The sequence below is a fragment of the Deltaproteobacteria bacterium genome (genome assembly GCA_009929795.1).
GTDB lineage: Bacteria > Desulfobacterota > Desulfovibrionia > Desulfovibrionales > Desulfomicrobiaceae > RZZR01.
Genome location: RZZR01000040.1, coordinates 1 through 22,793, shown reverse-complemented (window position 1 = coordinate 22,793; position 22,793 = coordinate 1). Strand labels below are relative to the sequence as shown.

The 22,793-nt window shown below is 60.5% G+C and carries 18 protein-coding genes, 1 tRNA gene and 1 pseudogene; 13 read left to right on the top strand and 7 right to left on the bottom strand.

Going from position 1 to position 22,793, the window contains the following annotated elements:
• Positions 1–3: 3 nt before the first annotated feature.
• Positions 4–90, bottom strand: a tRNA-Leu gene (locus tag EOM25_06450).
• A gap of 120 nt (positions 91–210) precedes the next feature.
• On the opposite strand from EOM25_06450, the gene EOM25_06445 reads away from it, so the two are divergent.
• From EOM25_06445 to EOM25_06435, 3 genes are read left to right on the top strand one after another with little or no spacing between them, the layout of a single operon-like run.
• Positions 211–855, top strand: a complete 645-nt coding sequence (locus tag EOM25_06445; GenBank protein NCC24824.1) for a 4Fe-4S dicluster domain-containing protein — start codon at positions 211–213, stop codon at positions 853–855.
• Entirely contained in the window at positions 852–2,171 is a 1,320-nt protein-coding gene (locus tag EOM25_06440; protein NCC24823.1) for a 4Fe-4S ferredoxin, read from the top strand. Before EOM25_06445 ends, EOM25_06440 begins: the two co-directional genes overlap by 4 nt.
• Before the next feature lie 37 nt (positions 2,172–2,208).
• Positions 2,209–2,703 (top strand): HD domain-containing protein, encoded by a 495-nt coding sequence (locus tag EOM25_06435; protein ID NCC24822.1) that lies wholly within the window; start codon positions 2,209–2,211, stop codon positions 2,701–2,703.
• A gap of 62 nt (positions 2,704–2,765) precedes the next feature.
• Here the strand turns inward: EOM25_06435 and EOM25_06430 are convergent, their stop codons facing one another.
• The 3 genes from EOM25_06430 to EOM25_06420 form a co-directional block, all read right to left on the bottom strand.
• On the bottom strand, positions 2,766–3,026 hold the full coding sequence (locus EOM25_06430; GenBank protein NCC24821.1) for a type II toxin-antitoxin system RelE/ParE family toxin: 261 nt from the start codon (positions 3,024–3,026) through the stop codon (positions 2,766–2,768).
• A complete protein-coding gene (locus tag EOM25_06425) occupies positions 3,016–3,234 on the bottom strand; it encodes a ribbon-helix-helix protein, CopG family (protein NCC24820.1) in 219 nt (72 codons plus the stop codon). The genes EOM25_06430 and EOM25_06425 overlap by 11 nt, the downstream gene beginning before the upstream one ends.
• A 101-nt stretch (positions 3,235–3,335) precedes the next feature.
• Positions 3,336–4,019: a Crp/Fnr family transcriptional regulator gene (locus EOM25_06420; protein ID NCC24819.1), complete on the bottom strand. Its 684-nt coding sequence runs from the start codon at positions 4,017–4,019 to the stop codon at positions 3,336–3,338.
• 176 nt (positions 4,020–4,195) lie between these two features.
• Here EOM25_06420 and EOM25_06415 point away from each other — a divergent pair, with 176 nt between their 5' ends.
• The 4 genes from EOM25_06415 (at position 4,196) to EOM25_06400 (ending at position 7,772) form a co-directional block, all read left to right on the top strand.
• Positions 4,196–5,839 (top strand): hydroxylamine reductase, encoded by a 1,644-nt coding sequence (locus tag EOM25_06415; GenBank protein ID NCC24818.1) that lies wholly within the window; start codon positions 4,196–4,198, stop codon positions 5,837–5,839.
• Positions 5,840–5,908: 69 nt separating this feature from the next.
• Entirely contained in the window at positions 5,909–6,601 is a 693-nt protein-coding gene (locus EOM25_06410) for a 4Fe-4S dicluster domain-containing protein (GenBank protein NCC24817.1), read from the top strand.
• On the top strand, positions 6,598–6,912 hold the full coding sequence (locus EOM25_06405) for a cupin domain-containing protein (protein NCC24816.1): 315 nt from the start codon (positions 6,598–6,600) through the stop codon (positions 6,910–6,912). Before EOM25_06410 ends, EOM25_06405 begins: the two co-directional genes overlap by 4 nt.
• The gene (locus EOM25_06400) at positions 6,909–7,772 is read left to right on the top strand and encodes a transposase (GenBank protein NCC24815.1); all 864 of its coding nucleotides are present in this window, start codon (positions 6,909–6,911) and stop codon (positions 7,770–7,772) included. The genes EOM25_06405 and EOM25_06400 overlap by 4 nt, the downstream gene beginning before the upstream one ends.
• Positions 7,773–7,823: 51 nt before the next feature.
• On the opposite strand, the gene EOM25_06395 is transcribed toward EOM25_06400, so the two are convergent.
• The gene (locus EOM25_06395; protein ID NCC24814.1) at positions 7,824–9,170 is read right to left on the bottom strand and encodes a DUF1566 domain-containing protein; all 1,347 of its coding nucleotides are present in this window, start codon (positions 9,168–9,170) and stop codon (positions 7,824–7,826) included.
• Here EOM25_06395 and EOM25_06390 point away from each other — a divergent pair.
• Together EOM25_06390 and EOM25_06385 are read left to right on the top strand one after the other, a co-directional pair.
• A complete protein-coding gene (locus EOM25_06390; GenBank protein NCC24813.1) occupies positions 9,157–9,633 on the top strand; it encodes a 7-cyano-7-deazaguanine reductase in 477 nt (158 codons plus the stop codon). The genes EOM25_06395 and EOM25_06390 overlap by 14 nt on opposite strands.
• Positions 9,626–11,188 carry an ammonia-forming cytochrome c nitrite reductase subunit c552 gene (locus tag EOM25_06385; protein ID NCC24812.1) on the top strand — a complete coding sequence of 521 codons (1,563 nt, stop codon included), beginning with the start codon at positions 9,626–9,628 and terminating at the stop codon, positions 11,186–11,188. The genes EOM25_06390 and EOM25_06385 overlap by 8 nt, the downstream gene beginning before the upstream one ends.
• A 125-nt stretch (positions 11,189–11,313) precedes the next feature.
• Here the strand turns inward: EOM25_06385 and EOM25_06380 are convergent, their stop codons facing one another.
• Positions 11,314–12,420: a DUF3592 domain-containing protein gene (locus tag EOM25_06380; GenBank protein ID NCC24811.1), complete on the bottom strand. Its 1,107-nt coding sequence runs from the start codon at positions 12,418–12,420 to the stop codon at positions 11,314–11,316.
• A 393-nt stretch (positions 12,421–12,813) separates the two neighbouring features.
• Between EOM25_06380 and EOM25_06375 the strand changes: the two genes are divergently transcribed.
• Both EOM25_06375 and EOM25_06370 read left to right on the top strand, forming a co-directional pair.
• Positions 12,814–13,530: an ANTAR domain-containing protein gene (locus tag EOM25_06375; protein ID NCC24810.1), complete on the top strand. Its 717-nt coding sequence runs from the start codon at positions 12,814–12,816 to the stop codon at positions 13,528–13,530.
• A gap of 329 nt (positions 13,531–13,859) precedes the next feature.
• Positions 13,860–15,497, top strand: a pseudogene (locus tag EOM25_06370) (FMN-binding glutamate synthase family protein).
• A gap of 239 nt (positions 15,498–15,736) precedes the next feature.
• Here EOM25_06370 and EOM25_06365 read toward each other — a convergent pair.
• Complete coding sequence (locus EOM25_06365; protein NCC24809.1) at positions 15,737–18,655, bottom strand: peptidase M16; 2,919 nt, start codon at positions 18,653–18,655, stop codon at positions 15,737–15,739.
• A 174-nt stretch (positions 18,656–18,829) separates the two neighbouring features.
• Here EOM25_06365 and EOM25_06360 point away from each other — a divergent pair, with 174 nt between their 5' ends.
• Both EOM25_06360 and EOM25_06355 read left to right on the top strand, forming a co-directional pair.
• Positions 18,830–20,953, top strand: a complete 2,124-nt coding sequence (locus tag EOM25_06360; GenBank protein NCC24808.1) for a right-handed parallel beta-helix repeat-containing protein — start codon at positions 18,830–18,832, stop codon at positions 20,951–20,953.
• A gap of 130 nt (positions 20,954–21,083) precedes the next feature.
• Positions 21,084–22,793, top strand: a 1,710-nt coding sequence (locus tag EOM25_06355) for an isoleucine--tRNA ligase (protein ID NCC24807.1), incomplete at its 3' end; no start/stop codon positions are given.

The following is a 22,793-nucleotide window of genomic DNA, read 5'->3' as shown; positions in this document are numbered from 1 at the left end:
CATTGGTACCCGGGACGGGAATCGAACCCGTACAGCCTTGCGGCCGAGGGATTTTAAGTCCCTTGCGTCTACCAGTTCCGCCACCCGGGCACGAGAAGCTTCTTAGCGGCATGACCTCAGGTCGTCCAGCCCAAAAACCTTCTCTTTCGAGCTGCACCTCCCTTGACTTGGGTCAAGGTAAGGCCGGCAAGCTTGGGTGAGAGGTAGGCCATGAACATCATTCGCGAAGAAACTTTTGAAATCGCTGTCTGCAGAGGGGCCACGGCCGATGGCTGCAGATTTTCGGCCCTGCCCATTGCCGGGCTGGCATCCAAGCTGAACGACCTGATCAAGGCCTCGGGTTGGCCTGCACTTCTGTCCAAAATCCGATCCACCACAACCAGAGCCCACACCCGCCTTCGCCTGTCTGTTGCCGCCTGCCCCAACGGCTGCTCCAGGCCCCACATCGTAGACTTTGCCTTTGTTGCCGCCATGCGCCCTGTGCTTCCCCAAGAATGTACGGGCTGCGGAATTTGCCTCAGATCCTGCCCGGACCAGGCCCTGTCCATTCCAGCCGGAGCCAAGGCCCCTATCCTGGACGAAAATCTCTGTCTGGCCTGCGGGAGATGCATCGGGGTCTGCCCGGAAGGCCAAACCCTTTGCGGCCCGTCGGGACTGCGCCTTCTTCTGGGAGGACGATTGGGCCGTCGCCCCCGCCTGGCCGTAGAGATTCCAGGAATCTGGCACGTCTGCGACGTCGAGACCCTGCTCTCTCCCCTTCTGTCAGATCTTGTGGCCTCATATCGGCCAGGGCAAAGAATCGCCGACATCATTCTGGACCGCTGGCCCGCCTTGATTCACAAAACCTTCGCATGAACGCCCTTGTTCTTGTTGTTCCCGCCCTGGCCTCCCTGTCCCTACTGCTCCTGGCCGCCCATGTCCTGCGGAACGGATTCTGGGGCTTGGCCGCGGCCCTGATTTGCGGCCTGGCCCTGGTGGCCGCCCGCCTGGCCTGGGTTCAGGTCGTACTGGCCGTCACGCTCGGCCTCGGGGCACTGCTCTGGACCCGATCCGGCATCGGCCTCATTCACATCCGCCTGCTCATGGACGCCCCGTGGATTCGGCTGGCCGTCATTCTCGGGCTTGTCCTGGTTTTCATCCTCCTGGCCCTCGGGCTCGTCCTGGGAGAACCGGGACGGCGCTGGTTCCATCGCCGGACCGAAACGGCTCTTGGCGGCGGCACGGTCTTCGCCCTCGTTGTCGGAACCCTGAGCCTGGTTTCAATGCTTGTTCCCTTTCCCATGCTCCTGGCCGAACGCTACCTGCCCGGGTCCGGCCCTCTGGAAATACTGGCTCTTGGGATCTACGCCGTCACCGTCTGGCAGGCCGTGCTGGACCCGAAGAACCACCGGCGGTTGCGGCCCCTGATCTGGGGCGGTTTTTCCCTTGTCTTCTTCCTCCAGTTCGGCCTCGGCCTTCTGGGGCTGGACCGCATGCTCATGACCGGCGACATCCATCTGCCCATCCCGGCCCTGATCCTGGCCGGTCCCCTCTACCGGGGCGACGGCTTCTTCATGCTCGGCCTCTTTCTGTCCACCGTGCTTCTGGTCGGCCCGGCTTGGTGCAGCCATCTCTGCTACATCGGTTCCTGGGATCTTGGATGCGCCTCCCAGGCGAAGGGCAGCCCCCGGCATCTCGGACCCTGGCACTGGATCGGCCGGGGCCTGAGCCTGATCATGGTCATGACCATTGTCTGGCTCTTGAGAACCCTTGGCCTGCCAACGACTGTGGCCATCGCCGCCGCCCTGGCCTTCGGCCTCCTTGGAGTCGGGATCATGCTCTTCGTGTCCAGTCGGCTCGGGGTCATGGCCCATTGCAACCTGTGGTGCCCGGTGGGCCTGGCAGCCACGACCCTTGGCCGCATTTCGCCCTGGCGGCTGGTCATGAACGAGGCGTGCACGTCCTGCGGCCTCTGCATCCGTTCCTGCCGCTACTCGGCTCTGGACCCGGCCCGCATTCGGGCCGGACGGCCCGGCCTGTCCTGCACCCTGTGCGGAGACTGCCTGGCCGCCTGTCCCCATGACGCCCTGGAATTAAGAATCTGGAACTTCCCCTGGCCCCTGGCAAGACAGGCGTTTCTGGTCCTGATCATTGCCCTGCATTCCATTTTTCTCGGACTGGCCAGAATATGAACATCGGCCTACACAATTTCCAGACAGGAGGACAGAAATGAACGACGCTGAACTCGAACAGGCCCTGATCCAGGCCATGCGCCAAACCTTCGGTTCGGACACACGCCGCATCGACCATGCCCTGACCGTCCTGGGCTGGGCCAAAATGATTCGCGCCGCCGAGGGCGGAGACGCCAAGGCGGTCCTGGCCGCGGCCGTGCTCCATGACATCGGCATCCAGGAGGCCGAACGCAAGCACGGGTCCAGCGCCGGACGCTTTCAGGAGATTGAAGGCCCGCCCATCGCCCGTAAAATTCTCGAAGGCCTCGGCATGGACCAGAAACGAACCGAGCACGTCTGCCGCATCGTGGGCAGCCATCACTCGGCCAGGGACATCAACACCCTGGAATTCCGCATCCTCTGGGATGCCGACTGGCTGGTGAACATTCCGGACGAATATCCGGAAATGGACGGAGAGCGGAAGAAGAACCTGATCCGCAAGGTCTTCAAGACCGGCACAGGACGGGACCTGGCCCTGACCGAACTGGCCTGAATTCCCCGGCTCGATCCTTTCGGTTTGGGCGACAATCTGCCAGCATTTCCTGCAACGTCTTGTCAGATCTCGCTTTTGTACACATCCTTGCGATTGCCGATCCGGAGAATGAGGATGTCCGGATCCATCACGGCGTAAATCACCCTGTAGTCGCCGACTCGATACTTTCTCAATCCGGCAAACCGCCCCTTGAGGGCGGGATTGGACTCGGGCTTGTTGGTCAATTCCGTTTCGATGAGGTCGAGAATATGCTTCGCATCGGACCTCGACAGTTTTTTGAGGTCTCGGTGGACGGACTTCTTGTAGACGATGTTATAGGCCAAGGGACTTTCTCATTTCTTCAGCCGAAACAATCTCGTCGCCCGGGTCATGTAGCCGGTCCAATGCTATCTGGAGGTCCGCGTACTCCTCCATGTACGACTCCAAAGCCTTTTGGATGATGAAGGACCGGGGGCGGTCGGTCTCCTTGGCGATGGCGTCGAGTTGGCCGGCAAGGTCTTGGGGGAGTCGAACCGATATTGCTGTCCTCATAACGTTTCTCCTGTCATTTATGTATGACATCGTATACAATGATGACCGCTCCAGTCAAGCCGTACCTTGAAATTCAAGGCTGGGCGTGAGCGTTGCCCTGACTACACCCCGCGCAGACCCAGGGCCACGTCCTCCAGCCCCTGACGGTCGAGGATCTCGACCCCATGGCCGTCGATGTCCACCAGGCCGGCATCGGTCAACTTGGCCTGGACCCGGGACAGGGTCTCGGGGATGGTTCCCAGGTAGGTGGCCAGCCGATTCTTGGGCATATCCAGACGCAACCGGGACTCGTCCCCGGCCAAGACCAGATAGTGCGAGGCCAGCCGGGCCGGGACTTCCTTCAAACTCAACTGCTCGATCTTGACCACGAATCCCACCAGCCGCATGGAGAGAAGCCCCAGCATGGCCAGGGCCAGATCCGGGTCCTGGCCGATGAGCCGCCGCAGGCCCTCCCGGGGAATGCCCACCAGAACCGTGTCCTCCAGGACTTCGGCCGTGGCCGGATAGGGATGGCCGGAGAAGACCACCACCTCGGCAAAGGCTTCCCCGGGGCCAAACTGATGCAGGGTGTGCTCCCTACCCATGGGCGAGGTCTTGAAGATGCGGACCAGTCCGGAAACGATGCCATAGAGGACGGCCCCGGCATCTCCTTCGTGAAAAACAGTCTCGCCTCGCTCGAAACCTCGACGCACGGCCACACCGGCCAGAGCCCGGAGCTGATCCGGTTCCAGACCCGAAAACAGCTTGATCCCGGCCAAATCCCGTTCCAGACTCCTCGACCCCATCGTTTCCTGCCCATTTTCGACCATGAATTCTCCGGCGAATTGAAAAAAAATAGTCCGACTTGACCCAGGTCAAGGCGCCGAGCTACCCTGATCAGTACTTCTATGGGCGTCAAGACGACTAAATGGTCGGCAGTTCAAGGAACCCGGCCTCAACCATTCAGCTCAGGAGGAAACCAATGTTCTGTTACCAATGCGAGCAAACGGCCAAGGGCCAAGGATGCACCAAGATCGGCGTCTGCGGCAAGCAGCCCGACGTGGCCGCCCTGCAGGATCTTCTCATCCACATCATGAAGGGCCTGTCCGCCGTGGCCTTAAAGGCCGGGGAAAAAGGCCTGGTGGACCACGAGGTGAACACCTTCACGGCCGAGGCCGTGTTCTCGACCCTGACCAATGTCGATTTCGACCCGGCCCGGTTTCAGGAACTCATCGACAAGGCCATTCGCCTGCGCGAGTCCCTGAAAAAAACCCTGACCGACATGGGTGCCGATCTTTCCGGCCTGCCCGCCGCGGCCTCATTCACCCCGGCCGCGGACCTGGCCGGCCTTGTGGCCCAGGGCGAGGCCCACGGCATCGAAAAGGATCCCGAGACCAACCCGGACATCAAGTCCCTCAAGCAGACCCTCATCTACGGTCTGAAGGGAGTGGCCGCCTATGCCGATCACGCCCACATCCTGGGCAAGCACGACGACTCCGTGGCCGCCTTCATCCACGAGGGCCTGGCCGCCACCCTGCGGCAGGATCTCTCCCTGAACGACTGGGTCGGCCTGGTCCTGAAATGCGGCGAGGTGAACCTGAAGGCCATGGAGCTTCTGGACGCCGCCAACACCGGAACCTACGGCCACCCCGTGCCCACCTCCGTGCCCCTGGGGGTCAGGAAGGGCAAGGCCATTCTCGTTTCCGGACACGATCTGAAGGATCTGCGCATGCTTCTCGAGCAGACCGAGGGAACGGGCATCGACATCTACACCCACGGCGAGATGCTCCCCTGCCACGGCTATCCGGAACTCAAGAAGTTTGGGCATTTCTACGGTCACTACGGCACGGCCTGGCAGAACCAGCAGAAAGAGTTCGCCGAGTTCCCCGGGGCCATCCTCATGACCACCAACTGCATCCAGAAGCCCGGGCCCAAATACCAGGACAACATCTTCACCACCGGCCTGGTCGGCTGGCCCGGTATCGCCCACATCCAGGCCGCGGAGGACGGTTCCAGGGACTTCGGGCCGGTCATCGCCAAGGCCCAGGAACTCCCCGGGTTCGCCGCAGACACGGACAAGGGCTCGGTCATGGTTGGATTCGCCAGGAACGCCGTAATGGGCGTGGCCGGCACGGTCATCGACGCCGTCAAGGCCGGCAAGATCCGTCACTTCTTCCTGGTGGCCGGCTGCGACGGGGCCAAGCCCGGCCGCAACTACTACACCGAGTTCGTGGAAAAGGTGCCCGAAGACTGCGTCGTTTTGACGCTCGCCTGCGGCAAGTTCCGCTTCTTCGACAAGAAGCTCGGCGACATCGGCGGCATCCCCAGGCTTCTGGACGTCGGCCAGTGCAACGACGCCTACTCGGCCATCCAGATCGCCGTGGCCCTGTCCAAGGCCTTCGGGATCGGGGTCAACGACCTGCCTCTGTCCATGGTCCTGTCCTGGTACGAGCAGAAGGCCGTGGCTATTCTGCTCACCTTGTTGCACCTGGGCATCAGGAACATCCGCCTCGGGCCCAGCCTGCCGGCCTTTTTGAGCCCCAACGTCCTGGACGTCTTGGTCAAGAGCTACAACATCATGCCCATAACCACTCCCGACGAGGATCTGAAGGCCATTCTGAGCTAGGAAAACCCGAAATCGCTGGGACCCGGCCCGCCGTGCCCCAGCGTCATGTCCAACCCAACGGAAACCACCATGCTGCGAGACATCATTTTCATCGACGAGGATCTCTGCGACGGATGCGGGGCCTGCATCCCCTCCTGCGCCGAAGGGGCCCTGGCCATTGTCGACGGCAAGGCCCGCGTCGTGGCCGACCGTTTCTGCGACGGCCTGGGGGCCTGCCTGGGCCATTGCCCCAAGGGGGCTCTCACGGTCGTCAAAAAGGAAACCGACCCCTTTGACGAACAGGCCGCCCACGAGCACGTCCGGGCCATGTCCCAGACCCCGCCGGCCGCCCCGGCCTCCTGCCAGACCGCCAACGTTTCCCGGAGCCAGACCGGACCCCTGCCCACCTGGCCCGTCCAGCTTCGCCTCGTCCCGCCCACGGCCCCCTTTCTGGCCGGAGCCGACATCCTCCTGGCTGCGGACTGCTCCGTGGCCGCCGCGCCCGACTTCCACGCCCGCCTCAAGGGCCGGGTCCTGCTCATGGCCTGCCCCAAGTTCGACGACCCGGCGGACATGATCCAGCGTCTGGACGCCATTCTGACTGCGGCCCGACCGAATTCGGTGGAAATCCTGCGCATGGAGGTTCCCTGCTGCCGGGGCATCGTCCGGGCCTTCGAGGTGGCCGCCCGGGACCGGAACATCCCCCTGACCGTGACCACCCTGTCCACGGCCGGACGAGTCGTCCATGAGCCAAACCTCAAACCCATGGAGGCAGTCGCATGAAGACCGCGAGCTTTGCCTGGGACGGAAAAGGGGCCGAGATCGAGCCCAAGCGGGTCCTGCTCCACGATTCGCCCTATTTCAAGTACCTGTGCTTCAACCTAGCCCCGGGCCAGCAGATCCCCATCCATTCCCACCCGGCCGAGGGCCAGGTGGCTCTGACCGTGGTCCGGGGCGAAGGGGAATTTTTAACCAAGGACGGCACCATCCCGGCCAAAGCCGGGGAGGTGATGATCTCGGACATTGAGGAGCCCCACGGCATCCGAGCCTCAACCCAGCTCCAGGTGCTGGTGACCATCGCTCCGCCCATATGAGTCCAGCGTCGACCCCGCAGCCGCCCGGCCTTCCCGTTTCTTCAGACCGGGCCGCCGCCTTTTTCCAGGAATTGTGCTGGGGGCGGACCGGCCCGGTCTGCCCCCGTTGCGGCCACACCAAAGCCTACACCCTGTCCGATGACCGCTGGCGCTGCCGGTCCTGCCGCCACACCTTCCGCCGCTTCACCGGACGTTGGCTCGGCCGATGCAAGATTCCGCCTGAATACTGGTTGGCCCTGGCCGCGGATTTCGCCGCCGGCACCCACCCTGACCACGCGGCCCATGATCTGGGCCTAAACGGGGCCACGGTCCTCAAGGCGTATACCGTCATCCGTCTGGCCCTGCTGACCCGCGACCGCGGCTGCCGATCCCTCCTGGACGAACAGGGCGAACTCGTGACCTTCTGCCCGGATGTCCACGGCCACGAGACCAGACCATCCTGCCATGTCTGCCGCTCCCCGGTTCTGGGCATCACCGTCGACGACGAGAACGTTTCTGTCGACCTGTTTCCCGGCATCATGGCCAGGGACGTGTTCGGCTTTCCCCTCCATCTGAAATCCATCTGGTCGCTGGTCCTGTCCGATCCTTTCCAGGGCCGCACGGCCCTGGCCTTTGCCTGCTGCTGCCAGGCCCGCCAAACCTTCGCCGAAAAATTCAGGAGCAAGCCCCTGGCCATTGAATCGCGCACCCGATTCTTCGACCACCTGAACCGCTGGTTCGACCACTACCGCTGCCCCCGTCCGGCCTCCCATCCCCTCTATCTCAAGGAAATCGAGGCCCGCTACCGCCATTCCACCGACGACCTGAACATATTCGTCCTTTCGGCCCTGGCCGACTTCATTCCTCCTTCCCCACGATAAAAAACATGGTCGAAACGTATCCAGCCGGGCGGAACGAATCGTCGGCCGGAGTCAATCGTGGAGAAGAATGATCTTGTCGGGCGGAGAATAAAAGCCCTGGCCTTTGCCGCCGCGCACCGCCCGGACCCGAAACTTGGCCTCCACGGTCTTGCCGCCCATGTTACCGTCGCCGAAACCGATAAACCAGGCGGCCGTGGCCAAGCCGGTATAGGGGGAGGATGTCCAGTACGGTTCGTCTAAGGTGTCCGGAAATTGGTCCGGATCGATGGCCGGGGTGTTCCGCCAATACCTGGCCAAGGACTGGAGTTCGTTGCGGTTGGGCAGCCGCCAGTCCATATATCCGGCCAGGCCCAGATTCTCGCAGGCGTCCAGGGCCTCCTCCCAGGTGAAAGACTCCGTGGGGCCTTTCCGCATGGTGGCCTTCTGCCATGAAAGGCCCGTGGCAGGGTCTGTCACCGTGCCGTCTCCGTTGTCGTCAAAGCGGCCCAATCCCTCGGGCGGCCCTGCCCGCACGGCCCGGACATGGAGATTGACGTAGAGATTGTTGTAGTTCGCGTAGCCGTCGAAAAAAACCATGGACCAAGCGTAATCGGTGTTCCCGACATAGGGCGTGGACGACCAGTACCATGAACCGCGACAATGGGGGAAAAAGCCTGTATCGATGGTCGGCCCGGGAAAGGCGAGGCCGATATCGGCCAGGGTGGAAAGTTCGCGCATTGTTGGCAAACGCCAGTCGGAATACCCTCCCAGGCTCAGAGTGTCGCAATAGGAATTGGCGACGGACCACGGATGGACGTCGGCCTTGTTGGCCTCGGTCTTGACCTCCCAGACCAGGCCGGTGGTCTCGTCAAGGACCATGAGCCAAGAGATCGACGAATCGGGCAAAACCACGCCTCCCGCTCCGAGTTTGGCGTAGGATCTGGCCCGGCCCATCCGATAGGTGCCGTCTTGTCCGTAAAAGGGCCGCCCTGGACTCGGGCAGGATATGCGGCTCGTGCCGTTGATGCAAAAATCAATGCCGGTTTTGAGCGGCTCCCCGGCCCAGGCTTCGAAAAACATCCCCAAAAGCGCCATGAGCACGACTGGAATCCATACCCGCTGCCGATCTCTCATACTCGCCTCCCGATGTGATTGTTCTGGCTTTCGTACAAGTTGATGATCGATCGTGCAATCTGCCCGAAAATCCGCTGACTCGATAGACCAAACCAAAAAGCGCCCGTTTTTCCGGTGTCGGATCATGGGGTGTAAAAACCGGCTTGCCTCGGTCTCCTTTCTGTGGCCATTATATAAACGCTCCAAGACCATCCGCCGCTTGCTCGTGAACCTGATGTTGGCAGGGCCGACGTCACCGCCGCGGCGGATACAATCCAGGAAGGGAGGGATTATGCACGCATCCAAGTATGATCCAGGAGGACGCAAATGGCGTTATGCCCTGGCATGGACCGTTGTCGGCGGCCTGCTCACGGTCGGAGTGGCCCTAGCCATGACCACCACCGACCAGGCCATGTTCTGCGGGAGTTGCCATTCCATGTCCGAGGCCGCCCTGACCCACAAACGCTCGGTACACGCCGATCTGGCCTGCAATGAATGCCACGCCCCCCACAACCTGCTGGTCAAGATCCCGTTCAAGACCAAAGAGGGCACCCGTGACATCTTCGTCACCGTGACCAGTTCCATTCCCGATCTCATCCACCCCGGGGAGGAAACCAGGGAGATCACCCAGGCCAACTGCCGCCGCTGCCATGGCGCGACCACATCCACCGTGGTCATGGAGAGCAAGGCCTATTGCACCGACTGCCATCGTCACGTTCCCCATATGCCCAAAATCCCAGTAGCCAAGAGGAGTGCCGCCGATGCTTAGCACGCGCCGACTGATCACTGTGCTGGCCATGGGCCTGGCCCTGGCCTTGGCCGGGTGTTCGGACTATTCCGACCCCCAGACCCCCGTCTTCAAGACCAAGCTCTCGTCCGACGAGATTCGCAACACGCCCTTCAAGGCCGAGTTTCCCCTCCACTACGAGACCTATCTCAGGAACGACGAATCCGAGACCATGACCGAGTACGGCGGATCCGTGCCCTACAACAAGAACGACGACGTCAACCCCCTGCCCGAGGGCTACAAACACGCCCAGCCCTATCTGAAGAACCTCTGGCTGGGCTACCCCTTCAGCTACGAGTACCGGGCCGCCCGGGGCCACACTCACGCCATGCGGGACATCCTGCACATCGACCGCCTGAACCGCTACGCCGAAAAGGCCGGCCTGCCCTCCACCTGCTGGAACTGCAAAGGGGCCAAGATGCTCGAGTGGACCAAGGAGTACGGGGACGACTTCTGGGCCAAGGACTTCAACGAGTTCCGGACCCAGGTCGATCTGGAGGAGAACACCATCGGCTGCGCCAACTGCCACGACCCGGCCGACATGACTCTGCGCCTCTACTCAGTGCCCCTGCAGGACCATCTCAAAGCCGAGGGCAAGGACTTCAAGACCCTGCCCAGAAACGAGCAGCGGGCCTTGGTCTGCGGCCAGTGCCATGTGGAATACTATTTCCAGGACAAGGGCTTCGGACCGGCCAAGAAGCCGGTCTTCCCGTGGGCCGAGGGCAAGGACCCCGAGGACATGTACGCCTACTACAAGACCCACGGCGACACGACCACGCCGGGCTTCGAGGGTAATTTCGTGGACTGGGTCCATCCCGTGTCCAAGACGCCCATGCTCAAGGCCCAGCATCCCGAATACGAGACCTGGTACAACGGCGTCCACGGCGCGGCCGGGGTCTCCTGCTCCGATTGCCACATGAGCTACGTCCGTCTGGACGGCAAGAAGAAGATGTCCAACCACCACTGGACCTCGCCCCTGAAGGACCCGGACATGAAGGCCTGCCGTCAGTGCCACACGGACAAGTCGCCCGACTATCTCAAGGCGCGGGTCATCTACACCCAGGACAAGGTCTGGGGCCAGCTCATGGCCGCCCAGGACATCTCGGTCAAGGCCCACGAGGCCATCCGCCTGGCCGACGAGTATGAGGGACCCAGGCCCGAGAACTACGACCAACTCATGATCGAGGCCCGGGAAATGTGCCGCAAGGGCCAGTTCTTCTGGGATCTCGTCTCGGCCGAGAACAGCGTCGGCTTCCACAACCCCACCAAGGCCCTGGACACCCTGGCCCGGTCTCAGCAGTACAGCCAGAAGTCCGTGGACCTGGCCATTCAGGCCGCCAACTACGCCACGGCCAAGGACTTGGCCGGCGACATCAAGGAGATCGTCCCGCCCATCCTCTACCACAGCCGTGTTCTGCAGATGGACCCGGACCACATGGCCGGCCACAAGTGGTTCCAGTACATCCCCCTTACCCCCAAGTCCGAACAGATCTGGGACGAGAATCGACGTATCGTTCCGATGCCCGCCGCCGGATGACGAAATCAGCGCCCATCGATTCCCGCCGAAAACAAGAGGCACTAAAGGGCCTCTTGTTTTCGGCGCATATGAACCGATTGCCGATAGGATTGCATTTATTGAGAAAAACAATTTGAATCCTGCATCTACCCTGTTAGCCCCATGGCCCGGACCGCCATCCAGCGTTGACGGCCGACAATCAGCATGCCCAGAGGAACGGCAAGAAGCATTGCCCAAATGATGGCGAAGAAAACCGACTTGTACATGGCATCCTTGACCTTCTCCTCACAGGCGGACACGTCCCCGCCGAACAAGGTCGAAAGCCAAGGCCGCTGCGGATCGCGATAGACCTCCACCATCTCCCCGGCCCTGAAACGAGTGGCCAGGGCCCCTTGCCACGCGCAGTCCTCGGACGGTCCATGGCCGAAAAAAAACCGGTTTCCCTCGAAGATCCGATCCGATTCCGAATAGGTGTAATGGACCCGGGCCACGCACCCGGGTACGGAGGTCTTGCCCTTGGAAATGCGGACCTTCTGGACTGTCGAAGAAACGATCTTCCCCTCTGCCCCCGGCCAGGAAAGGCTCTCCCGGGCCAGGGTTAATTCCTGCCGAGCCCCTTGGAGATCATTCCAGCCGACCCGGTTGAGGACCGCCCCGCCGATCAGAAAACAGACCATCAACCCCAGCGTGAAGTTTCTCATGCCCCGGACGGCCGCCGGCAGACCCTCGCGACCCACCAGCCGTCCCCACATGACCTTGTCTCCCAAATCCACGACCACCTCGGCCTCGGTCATGGAACTCTCGGCATACACGGCAACCTTGACGTCTTTTCGGGGGAATGTGGGGTGCTTCTCCATGTTCTTCAAGATGGCCACGGACCACAGGCTGTCCATAGTTCTGCCCTCGGGCCAAAGAACCACCAGAATCGAACCCTTTATATCCCTCAGCCCCAAACTTCGAGCCACCATGGTCCTCGGGCGAACCCGGTTCATGATTCGAACACCTTCGATCAAACGATTTTCCAGAACCTTGAACATGCCGAAGAGCCCCCCAATGGCCATGAGAACAATCAGAGCCGCAGGCCCAATAACGAACCTAGCTCGTTCCACGCCCTGTTCCAGGCCGACGGAAACAATCACAACAGGCGCCAGCACTCCGAACAACAGAAACAAGGCCGTTCTGGCCCGTCGCATCTTCCTCCTCATGCCCTCCACGATGTCGTCGCCCCGAGATCTGGACATTTGTTGATTCATGACTCCCGTCGAGTTTTGTTTTTTTGGTTGCGGGTTTCGGTTCACTCAACTATCTGCAGCCACAGGCCATCTCCATTTCCATCCGAAAGACCTCCACCTCCGACCGTGCTTGCCGTTCTTTATGGTCACCTTCGATATAGACAAGACAATCTTGGAGCAAAAACCACGATATCGACCCCTTGCCCGGCTTGCCAATTCCCAGGCGATACTGCACAATTTTCAAGAAATGTTTGTCAACGGTCGTGGTTCACCACGCCAACGATCCCTGGCTTCATAACAGACAGCCCTCCGCACGCCAAAGAATAACTGACCGAGACCGGCACAGTGCGGAAATCTCGACTCTTCTCACGGCGAAATTTTTGCCCGTCAAGGCAACACGCAAGGAAACTCTCCATGGATGGTGAAAAACATAGCGGCGACACGGACAAGATCATCAAGGCGCTGATGGACATCAGCAGCGCCATCAATTCGGATCTCTACCTGGAAGACATTCTCCGCCTGATCGTGATGGTCACGGCCAAGGTCACAGGGGTCGAAATCTGCTCCTTGTGGTTGATCGAGGAGACCGACAAGGGCAAGAAGATCCGCTTGAAAGCAACCCAGACCATCGAGCCGGTGTACCTGAAAGACCGGGAACTGAACATAGATGAGGGCGTTGTCGGCCACGTGGCCTCACGTAAGATCCCGCTGATCATCCGCGATGTTTTGGCCGAGTCGCTGTTCAAGGAAAAAGAGATGGCCAAAAAGCTCGGACTCAAATCCTTGGCCAGCATCCCTCTGTTGCTCAAGGATCACCAGGTGATCGGCGTTTTGAATTGCTTCACTTCGGATTTCCACGATTTTTCGGACACGGAAATCAACCTGATCACCACGGTTGCCAACCAGGCCGCGGTGGCCATCCACAACTCGGAACTGGTGATCAAGACCAAGGTCATCCAGGAGGAGCTGGAAACGCGGAAATTGGTCGACAGGGCTAAGGATGTCTTGATGCGGCGGACCAAGATGTCTGCGGAGGAAGCGTATCAGTGGCTGCGCAAAAAAAGCATGGATTCTCGAAAACCCATTCGCGGCATTGCCGAGGCCATCTTGCTTTCTGAGGAAATTTATTGAATAATAAAAAATAGTTATTAAGTCATACGACAAAATTGTAGGATTCTTATTGACAAATTTGCGAATTTAAAGATATTGACGCCCATACCACAACACAACGGCGTGAAGTGGGATTTCTAGACATACGATGTAGCCAAAGCGTTTGTGCGATAATTCCGACACGCACTGAAGCTTCGACGCAAAACCGTTGCGAGACAAAGACGTCTTGCCCGCAGGTGTTTACTACCGGGGACAGGACGTCTTTTTTTGTTTGCGGCTCCAGGCCATGAACGAAGGTCCTTTTCCCCGCCCCTTCAATTCTTCAAGGAGAAAAAAGGATCATGAGTGACATGCGCTTTTCAAAAGCCAACGACGTGCTTGGAACCAACAATCGGGGCAATCCGGCGGAATCCGGGTTGTGCACGCTGTGTCGGGCAGACTGCCAGGGCAAGTGCGAAACCTTCATGTCCAGCCTGGTGGGCCGCTCGCTGCTCTACCCGAGAAGCTTCGGCCTAGTCACCGCCGGGGCCAACAACACCACCCATGTCGGGGTTTCCTACAATTCACTTCGCATCCAGGGACGTGTCTACGGTGTCCAGGGCGTGGCCCCAGGTCTGTCCACGGATCCGGACGACTGCATCTTCCCCAACGTCAGTCTGGAAACCGCCTTTGGCCGGGAGGTCTAGACCAAAGCACGGATTCCATTGATGACCGGCGCCCTCGGGTCAACCTTTATCGCCGAAAAATACTGGAATGCTTTTGCCATCGGCGCGGCCCTGGTGGGCATTCCCGTTGTGATCGGCGAAAACGTGGTCGGAGTGGACCGCAATTCTTTGATATCAAAAGGTAAAATCAGCAAGGCCCCGGAACCGGAACGGCGTATTGCCGGCTATACACGGTACAACGGTGATCACGGGGCGATAATCGTCCAGATGAACGTGGAGGACACCCGCAACGGCGTGGCCGAATATGTCTCCCAAAAATACGGTGACCAGTGCATCATCGAACTAAAATGGGGCCAGGGTGCCAAGGACATCGGCGGAGAAATCCAAGTCTCAAGCCTGGATTACGCGAAATTCCTGAAAAATCGCGGTTACATCGTGGACCCCGATCCGGAAGAGAAATGGGTTCAGGCGGCCTTTGAAAAAGGCGCCATCACCTCCTTTGCCCGGCACAGTCGCCTGGGGGGCACCAATCTCGGCAAGGTCGAGCAGGTCCGCGAAGATTTCATGAAAAGCGTTGATTACCTGCGAAGCCTCGGGGTGCGGAGGATTTCCCTGAAGACCGGAGCCTACGGCATGGAGGAACTGGCCATGGCCATCAAGTTCGCCACCGAGGCCAAGCTCGACCTACTGACCATCGACGGTGCCGGCGGCGGCACCGGCATGAGCCCTTGGAATATGATGCAGAGCTGGGGCGTACCGTCCATCATCCTGCACGCCAAGGCCCATGAATACGCCTCCATCCTGGCGGCCAGCGGCCTGGAAGTCGTGGACTTGTCCTTTGCCGGCGGGTTTGCCACCGAGGACCATATCTTCAAGGCCCTGGCCCTGGGCGCCCCGTTCACCAAACTGATCTGCATGGGCCGAGCCATCATGATCCCCGGCTTTGTCGGAACCAATATCGAAGGCGCGATTCATCCCGAACGCCGCGAAAAAATCTTCGGCAACTGGGAGCAGTTGCCTAAAACCGTCCAAGACATCGGGAACAGCCCAGAGCAGATCTTCGCCGGGTACTATGATGTCCAGGAAAAGGTCGGCAAGAAGGAAATGAAGAACATCCCCTACGGGGCCATAGCCTTCTGGACCCTGGCGGACAAGCTGGCTTGCGGCCTACAGCAGCTCATGGCCGGAGCCCGCAAGTTTTCCGTGAACCGGATTTCACGAGATGACCTGCTTTCAGGCAATCGGGAAACAGCCAGGGAAACCGGAATCCCGCACGTATCCGACGCCAACGACGAAACCGCCAAGAAAATCCTCGCCCTGTAATCCGGATTCCGCATCCACCATCTGACGGAATACCCCGGAAGGCCAAACGAGCCTTCCGGGGTATTCATTTGTCTCACAAGCCCTTGATGCGCAGGCTGTTCGCGACACGTTCGACGGTCTGGGCCGATGAAATCGACCCTCGCACGGTGTTCGTCGGCGGCGTAGTCGCTTCCTCCGCAAGCGAGATCCGTCATGCAGCACCCTGCCGTACAGGCCCTGATCCCTGGAGGCATACGTCCTCAGAGCAGATTGATCCTCCGCTCGAACCCGAGGCCTTCAGCTTCGGCCTGATCCACGGCCCGGGCCGAGCCCAGGACCGAGACCACCGCCAGGCGATCGGAATCGGCCATGGATCGGCCGAACCGGGCCAGGTCCTCCATGGAGACGGCAAGAACCTGATCCCGAGTCCTCTGCCGATCCTCGTCCCTAAACCCGCTCAGATACCGCAAGGTTGCGGCCAGGCCCTCGGCGTCGGGAAACTTGGGGGCGTCCAGATCTCCGATGGTCCCGATGACGGCCTTGTCGAGTTCCTCGACAGGAAGGCCCCGGCCGGTCAAAAACGCGGCGCTCCCGGCAAAGGCCTCCACCGTGCGCTTGATGTTCGGGTCCCGATACGATCCGCAGGTCATGATCCGCATGATCCGGTCATACCCACAAAAAGCTCCATAGGCCCCACCGCGAACCCGGACCTGCTCCCAGAGCCAAGAGGTCTTGAGAATGTTCATGGCCACCTGAATGGCCCCGTGGTTGTCGTCCCCTCCATCGTCAAGGGGCAGGACGCGCCCCACGTAGTTGACCTGGGAGGGCACGATCAAGGCCTCGGACACGGCCGGGCCGGCTCCCGGCCATTCCCGGGGGTGGGACAAAACCTCAGGAATGGACCCGACAAGGTCGTACAGGGGCGCCACTGTCCGATCCCAGAGGGAATCAGGCATGGTCGCGTTGACGATCATGTTCTTCCTATTCAGGAGAACGTTCCGTAGTCTGCAGAGATCGTCCAAGACTCCGGGCCAGTCCGAATCCAGTCGGTTCGCCAGACTACGAAGATAGAACAGATACTCAAGCCCGTTAAACCTATCACCCAACCAATTGGCCTCCCCAAACCAGGAATTGAGTCTGTTCAGGACGACGGCGTGACCATAGGGCACGAGGGACTGCTCCAGACCGGCCTTCTCCTCCAAAACAATCTGGGTCAGCCTGGCCTTGTCGTCAAAATCGGTTCCCCGCAGGACATCAGCCATGATCCCGATCATGTCCCCGACCTTGTCACCCGTGGACTTTCCCTGAAGCATGAACAGCCCGCGGCAACGGTCTTTACCGCGCAGGGCCACTACCAGGGGCCCAGCCGACAGCCCCCCGGTCTTGCGCCGGATGCGCGTGCTGAACCGGACATAGTCCTCAAGGCCGTTGCCCATCTCCAGAATGGCCCGGCAATAGATGGGCAGAAGGGACAGCAGGTGTTCGGGCACGGCCCCGATGTCCAGCCCCAGACCGAGATAGGCGATGCCGTTGGTCTCCAGGGCGTGGCGATGGATCTCGACGCCGTCGAGATGAAGAATCTCGTGAGGAACCGTCCTGATGGCCGGATTGATGTCCGAACGCTTGAGAAAGGGAATCCTGGCCAGGTCCTCGGGCCTGTCCGGGGTTTCCTGAAAGGCCTTAAGACGGGCCTGCTCGTCTTTGACCGCCTCAAGGACCTCGAGGGTCATGCCTTGCAGAACGGCGTCCAGGCGCTCCCGGTCCCGGGCGGCCCTGAGCGTCTCAAAGGCCGTGTCGGGTTCCATGACGACGAAGCTGCGGTGCTCGTTGTCCAAAAGATACCGGGCCACCAGATCTCGGAACACAGGCTCCCCGGAGGCCAGTCTCGACTTGAGCCGTTCGAGGGCCGGTTCGAATTCCAAAAAGAGGAATGGCCCGCGGTCGTAGATCCAGGCTTTCATGGCTCGAAGCATGACAACCAGGCCCCTCGGGGCAGACCCGGTGTTATTCTCCCGCAGGGCGAACTCCATCCTGTTCAGGGCGGCCTCGACCAATTCAGGCTCGAACCCTTCCCGAGCCACTCGGGTCAGGGTATCCAGAATCAGGTCGTGGACCTTGTCCTCGTCTCCGGGTCGGACTCCGCTCAGGCCGGTGGAAAAGCTCATCTGCCGCAAATCCGTCTCCAGGCCCTCGCCGACAAGATCCTCGCCCAGACCCGACTCGATCAGGGCCCGGCGCAGGGGCGATCCGGGCATGGCCACCAGCAGATACCCAAGCACACCCCATGCCAGGCCGACCTCGGCCTCGACGATCTCGGGCAGAAGCCAGTTCAAACATGCCATGCTCTTGGGTTCACCCTGCTCCTCACCGGCTGGGTAGGGTCTGACAACCCTAACCGGACAAGGGATCGGACTCTGAAGGGGAATATTTGAATCCACGGCCAATGCCTCGAACTCGTCCAAATATTCGACCAGGAGCTTCAGTCTCTCGTCAGGGTCGTCGTCGCCGTAGAAGAAGATCCAGCTGTTGGAAGGATGGTAATAGGTCTCGTGAAATCGTTTGAAGTCCTCGTAGGTCAAAGTCGGAATGACCTCCGGATCACCTCCGGAATCCAGGCCATAGAGGGTGTCCGGGAACAGGGACCGCTGACATGTCTCGCCCAAAAGGCTTGGGGCGGAGGAATAGACCCCCTTCATCTCGTTGAAGACTACGCCCTGCATGGACAAGGCCTTTCCCTCCCCGTCGAGTTCATACCTCCAACCCTCCTGGCGGAAGATCTCCGGAGTGATTCTGGGATGAAAGACCGCATCAAGGTAGACGTCGGTCAAATTTCGAAAATCCCGCTCGTTCAGGCTGGCCACCGGATAGCAGGTCCGGTCCGGATAGGTGAAGGCATTCAGAAAAGTCTGCAATGATCCTTTGAGGAGTTCGACAAATGGTTCCTTGACCGGGTAGCGCCTCGAACCGCACAGGACCGAATGCTCCAGGATATGTGCCACTCCGGTCGAGTCTTTAGGCGGGGTCCGGAAGGTGATGCCGAAAACCTTGTTCGGATCGTCGTTCTGAACGGACAAAACTCGGGCCCCGGTCTTGAAATGCCGGTAGAGCCTGGCCAGGGAATGGATTTCTTTAATCTGCCGTTCTTCCACCAATTCGAACCCATGCTCGTGCTTGCTCATTCTTCCTTCCGTGTGTTGATAATGATGATTGGTCCGGACCTCACTAGCCGCTGGGCAGGTGAAACTCAAGCCTTCGATTTTCGGCCCTCGCCCTCCTTGCATTGATCCATGGTCGGGGCTAAAGAGTGAGTAGTCCTTCAAAAAATCAACAGGGCTTGAGCCCGGGAACATTCCATGACCGGAACATCCCACAACACCCGTTTTTTCGGGCTGAGTCTCATCCTGGCAATCTTCGCGACCCTCATTCTATCCGTGACGGCCCAAGCCTGGCCCCAGTTCTGGATCTCACCCACGGGCCACGACTCCAACCCAGGCACGGCCAACGCGCCCTTCCAGTCCCTGGCCCGGGCCAGGGACGCGGTTCGAACCGTGGGCCCGAACCTTGACGCCGACATTGTCGTCAATCTCTACGGAGGAACCTATCGGTTGACCGAGCCCCTGATACTGGATGGTCGCGATTCCGGCCGGAACTCCCATCATGTGGTTTGGCAGGCCGCATCCGGCCACAGGCCCGTTGTCTGCGGGTCCATCCCCGTCCAGGGATGGCGATCGCTGGATGGCCACGGAAATATCCAGGTCGCGGATATTCCTCCCGGCATCAGGTCCAGACAACTCTTCGTCAACGGCCAGCGAGCTGTCCGGGCGGCAACCACCGACTATCCGACCAGCTTCCTGCCCAAGGGCCGCATGGGCATCCGCTACGCCTTCACCACTTACAATGATCCGGCCTGGGCCTTCCCGGCCCTGTGGAACAACCCGGCCGAAATTGACGCCGTTCTCGTTTCCCAGTGGAAGATGATGATCTGCGGAGTGGAATCCGTCCAGTCTACGGACGAGCAGGGGAGCGGCCTTTTGATCATGAAGGAGCCGGCCTGGACCAACGCCAACACCTTTCTCTCCGAAGACCCTCTTCGACCTGGTGTGTTCGGTCCCGGGCTCTGGAGCTTCTGGCAGGTGGCCCGGTTCGAGAACAGCCTGTCCTTCATTGACCAGCCCGGCGAATGGGCCATGGATTCGACCCTTGGGAAGATCTACTATCTACCCAGGGACGGCGAGGACCTGGCCCGGGCCGAGGTCGAGCTGCCCGTGCTCGAGTCCCTGATCGTCGGGCATGGCACTCCCGAACAGCCGGTGACCAACATCCGCTTCCAGGGGCTGACCTTCCGTTACGCCACCTGGCTCGGCCCTAGCGGTGGTCAGGGTTACGTGACCGACCAGAGCGGCGCCCATCTGGTCGGCCGGCAGGCCACCAACATCATTGGCCATATCTGGCCCAACACCCTGGGCTGTGCGGAGCGTTTGGTCCTCACCCCGGGAAACCTCGGTTTTACCTACGCCCGGAAAATCGAGTTCGTTTTCAACGTGTTCGAAGGCCTCGGGGCCGCGGCCCTGAATTGTGGAACCGGCTGCCAAGGCCTCATCGTTCGCAACAACCGTTTCACCGACATTTCCTCCTCGGCCGTGCAAATCGGCGGCATCGGGGAAGTCGACCACCACCCGCCGTCCGAGGTCCATCTGACCAAGGACAACCTCGTCCAGAACAACCTCATCGAGCTAACCGGGCGAGACTATGTCGACACCGCGGCCATCTTTGTCGGGTCGACCACCCGAACGACCATCAAGAACAACACCATCACTGGCGTACCCTGGTCCGGTATCGCCCTAGGCTGGGGGTGGGGTCTGCTCGACCCTGGCAGCTTTCCGGGTCTGCCAGACGCCTATCCGGGCATCTGGGAATTTTTCGACACGCCCACGGCCACCACCGGCAACAGAATCGTCTCCAACCGCATCGAGGGTTTTCTCCAGGCACTCTGGGACGGCGGAGCCATCTACACCACCGGCGCTCAAGGAACATCCCTTGATACCGGAACCTGGATCGCCGGCAACGTGGCCCTCGCTAAAAGACCGGCCGCCGGTGGCAATGTCTTCTATACCGACGGAGGCAGTCGCTTCGTGGTCCTGGCCGGCAACGTATCATTTGGCAACGAGCCGGGCGGCTACGATTTCGGCCCGCCCCCCAAACTTGACGCCCCGCTGCCCTATTCGCCGATTCCCAGCATGATCAATGGAATGCCCTACGGCCAGGACATCGGGGGCTGCCGGACCTACGGGGACATCCTCTACCTCTGGAACTACTGGCAACACGACGAATTCTTCAACATCTGCCCCTACACGGACGGCGACGGCACGATCCATCCCGTCAATCTGACCTTCTTCGGCAACAAGGTCGTGGACTCCTTGTCCGAGGTCCCGATCCACATCCTCAAGATGGCCGGGATCCAGGAACCGGTTCCCTGAGACCGCTGGGACTTCCGCCGGGGCGGGCGAAACCGTTCTTGACTTCGCCTGGAGCATGTTTCAATTTGACCAATTCATTTGGTCATTTCGACATGAACACCCGCCTTGAGCAATGGAGGCTACCCCGGCCATGAGCGACTACAAGAAGACCCTCAACCTTCCCCAGACCATCTTCCCCATGAAGGCTAGCCTGACCAAGAATGAACCGGTCATGCTCGAATTCTGGGAATCCATCGACGCCTACCAGTCCATGGTCGAAGCCAACCAGGGCCGGCCCGACTACGTCCTCCATGACGGCCCGCCCTACGCCAACGGGCACATCCACCTGGGCACGGCCATGAACAAGATCCTCAAGGACATCATCGTCAAACATCGGAACATGACCGGACGCCAAGCCCGCTACATACCGGGATGGGACTGTCACGGCCTGCCCATCGAGCACAAGGTCGAGCAGGAGCTCGGGGCCGACAAGGCCAGAATGTCCCCTCTAGACATTCGCCGGCGCTGCCGGGAATACGCATTGAGTTGGCTCGACGTGCAGCGCTCTGAATTCCGCCAGCTCGGAGTTCTGGGCGACTGGGACGACCCGTACATGACCATGACCCCGGCCTACGAGACGGCCACGGCCGGAGAACTCTGCGCCTTCATGGCCCAGGGCTCGGTCCAGAGAAACCTGAAGCCCATCCACTGGTGCTGCTCCTGTCAGACAGCATTGGCCGAGGCAGAGGTCGAGTACGCCGACCACACATCACCGTCCATCTATGTCGCCTTTCCTCTGAAGGACCAAAAACTCTCAGACATTTTTTCTAAAACCAAAATCAAACAGGCCTCCATCGTCATCTGGACCACCACACCCTGGACCATTCCCGACAACATGGCCGTGGCCGTCCATCCGGATTTCGAGTACGTCCTGATCGAGAACGACGGGCGACAATTCATCCTGGCCGCTGAACTTCTGGAGACCTGCGCCACCCGCTTCAACTGGGCCGACCCGAAAATCCTCGGCCGGACCCCCGGCAAGGACCTCGAAGGTCTGGTGGCTGACCACCCATTTTTCCCCCGTAAGTCCCCGGTGGTCCTGGCCGACTACGTCAGCCTGGACACAGGCACCGGCTGCGTCCACACCGCCCCTGGCCACGGCCGGGAAGACTACGAGACCGGCCTGCGTTACGGCCTGGAAGTCCTCTCGCCTCTTGACGACCAGGGCCGGTTCCTGGCTACGGTGGAGCCTCTGGCCGGACTGAACGTCTTCCAGTCCAACCCGAAGGTCATGGACATCCTGAAGGAACAGGGTGCCTTGCTGGCTTCCGAGAAGATCTCCCACTCCTATCCCCATTGCTGGCGGTGCAAGAAACCGGTCATCTTCCGAGCAACCACCCAATGGTTCATTTCCATGGACAAAAACGATCTGCGCCGAAATGCCCTGGAGGCCATCGACAATCAGGTCGAATGGATACCCTCTTGGGGCCGTGATCGTATCCACAACATGATCGAACATCGACCCGACTGGTGCATCTCAAGACAGCGTATGTGGGGCGTGCCCATCATCGCCTTGCTTTGCAAGGATTGCGGCCAGGCTTGGTTCGACGCCGACTGGGTCCGCTCCGTGGTCGACGGTTTCGCCACTCATCCCACCGGGGCCGACCACTGGTTTGAGGCACCATTGGAAGACATTATCCCGGCCGGGCTGACCTGCCCCAAATGCGGGGGCACGCATTGGGAAAAGGAGGACGACATTCTGGACGTCTGGTTCGACTCGGGCACGAGTTTCGCCGCTGTTCTCGAAGGTCGTCCCGAGTGCCGATTCCCGGCCGACCTTTACCTCGAAGGCACAGATCAG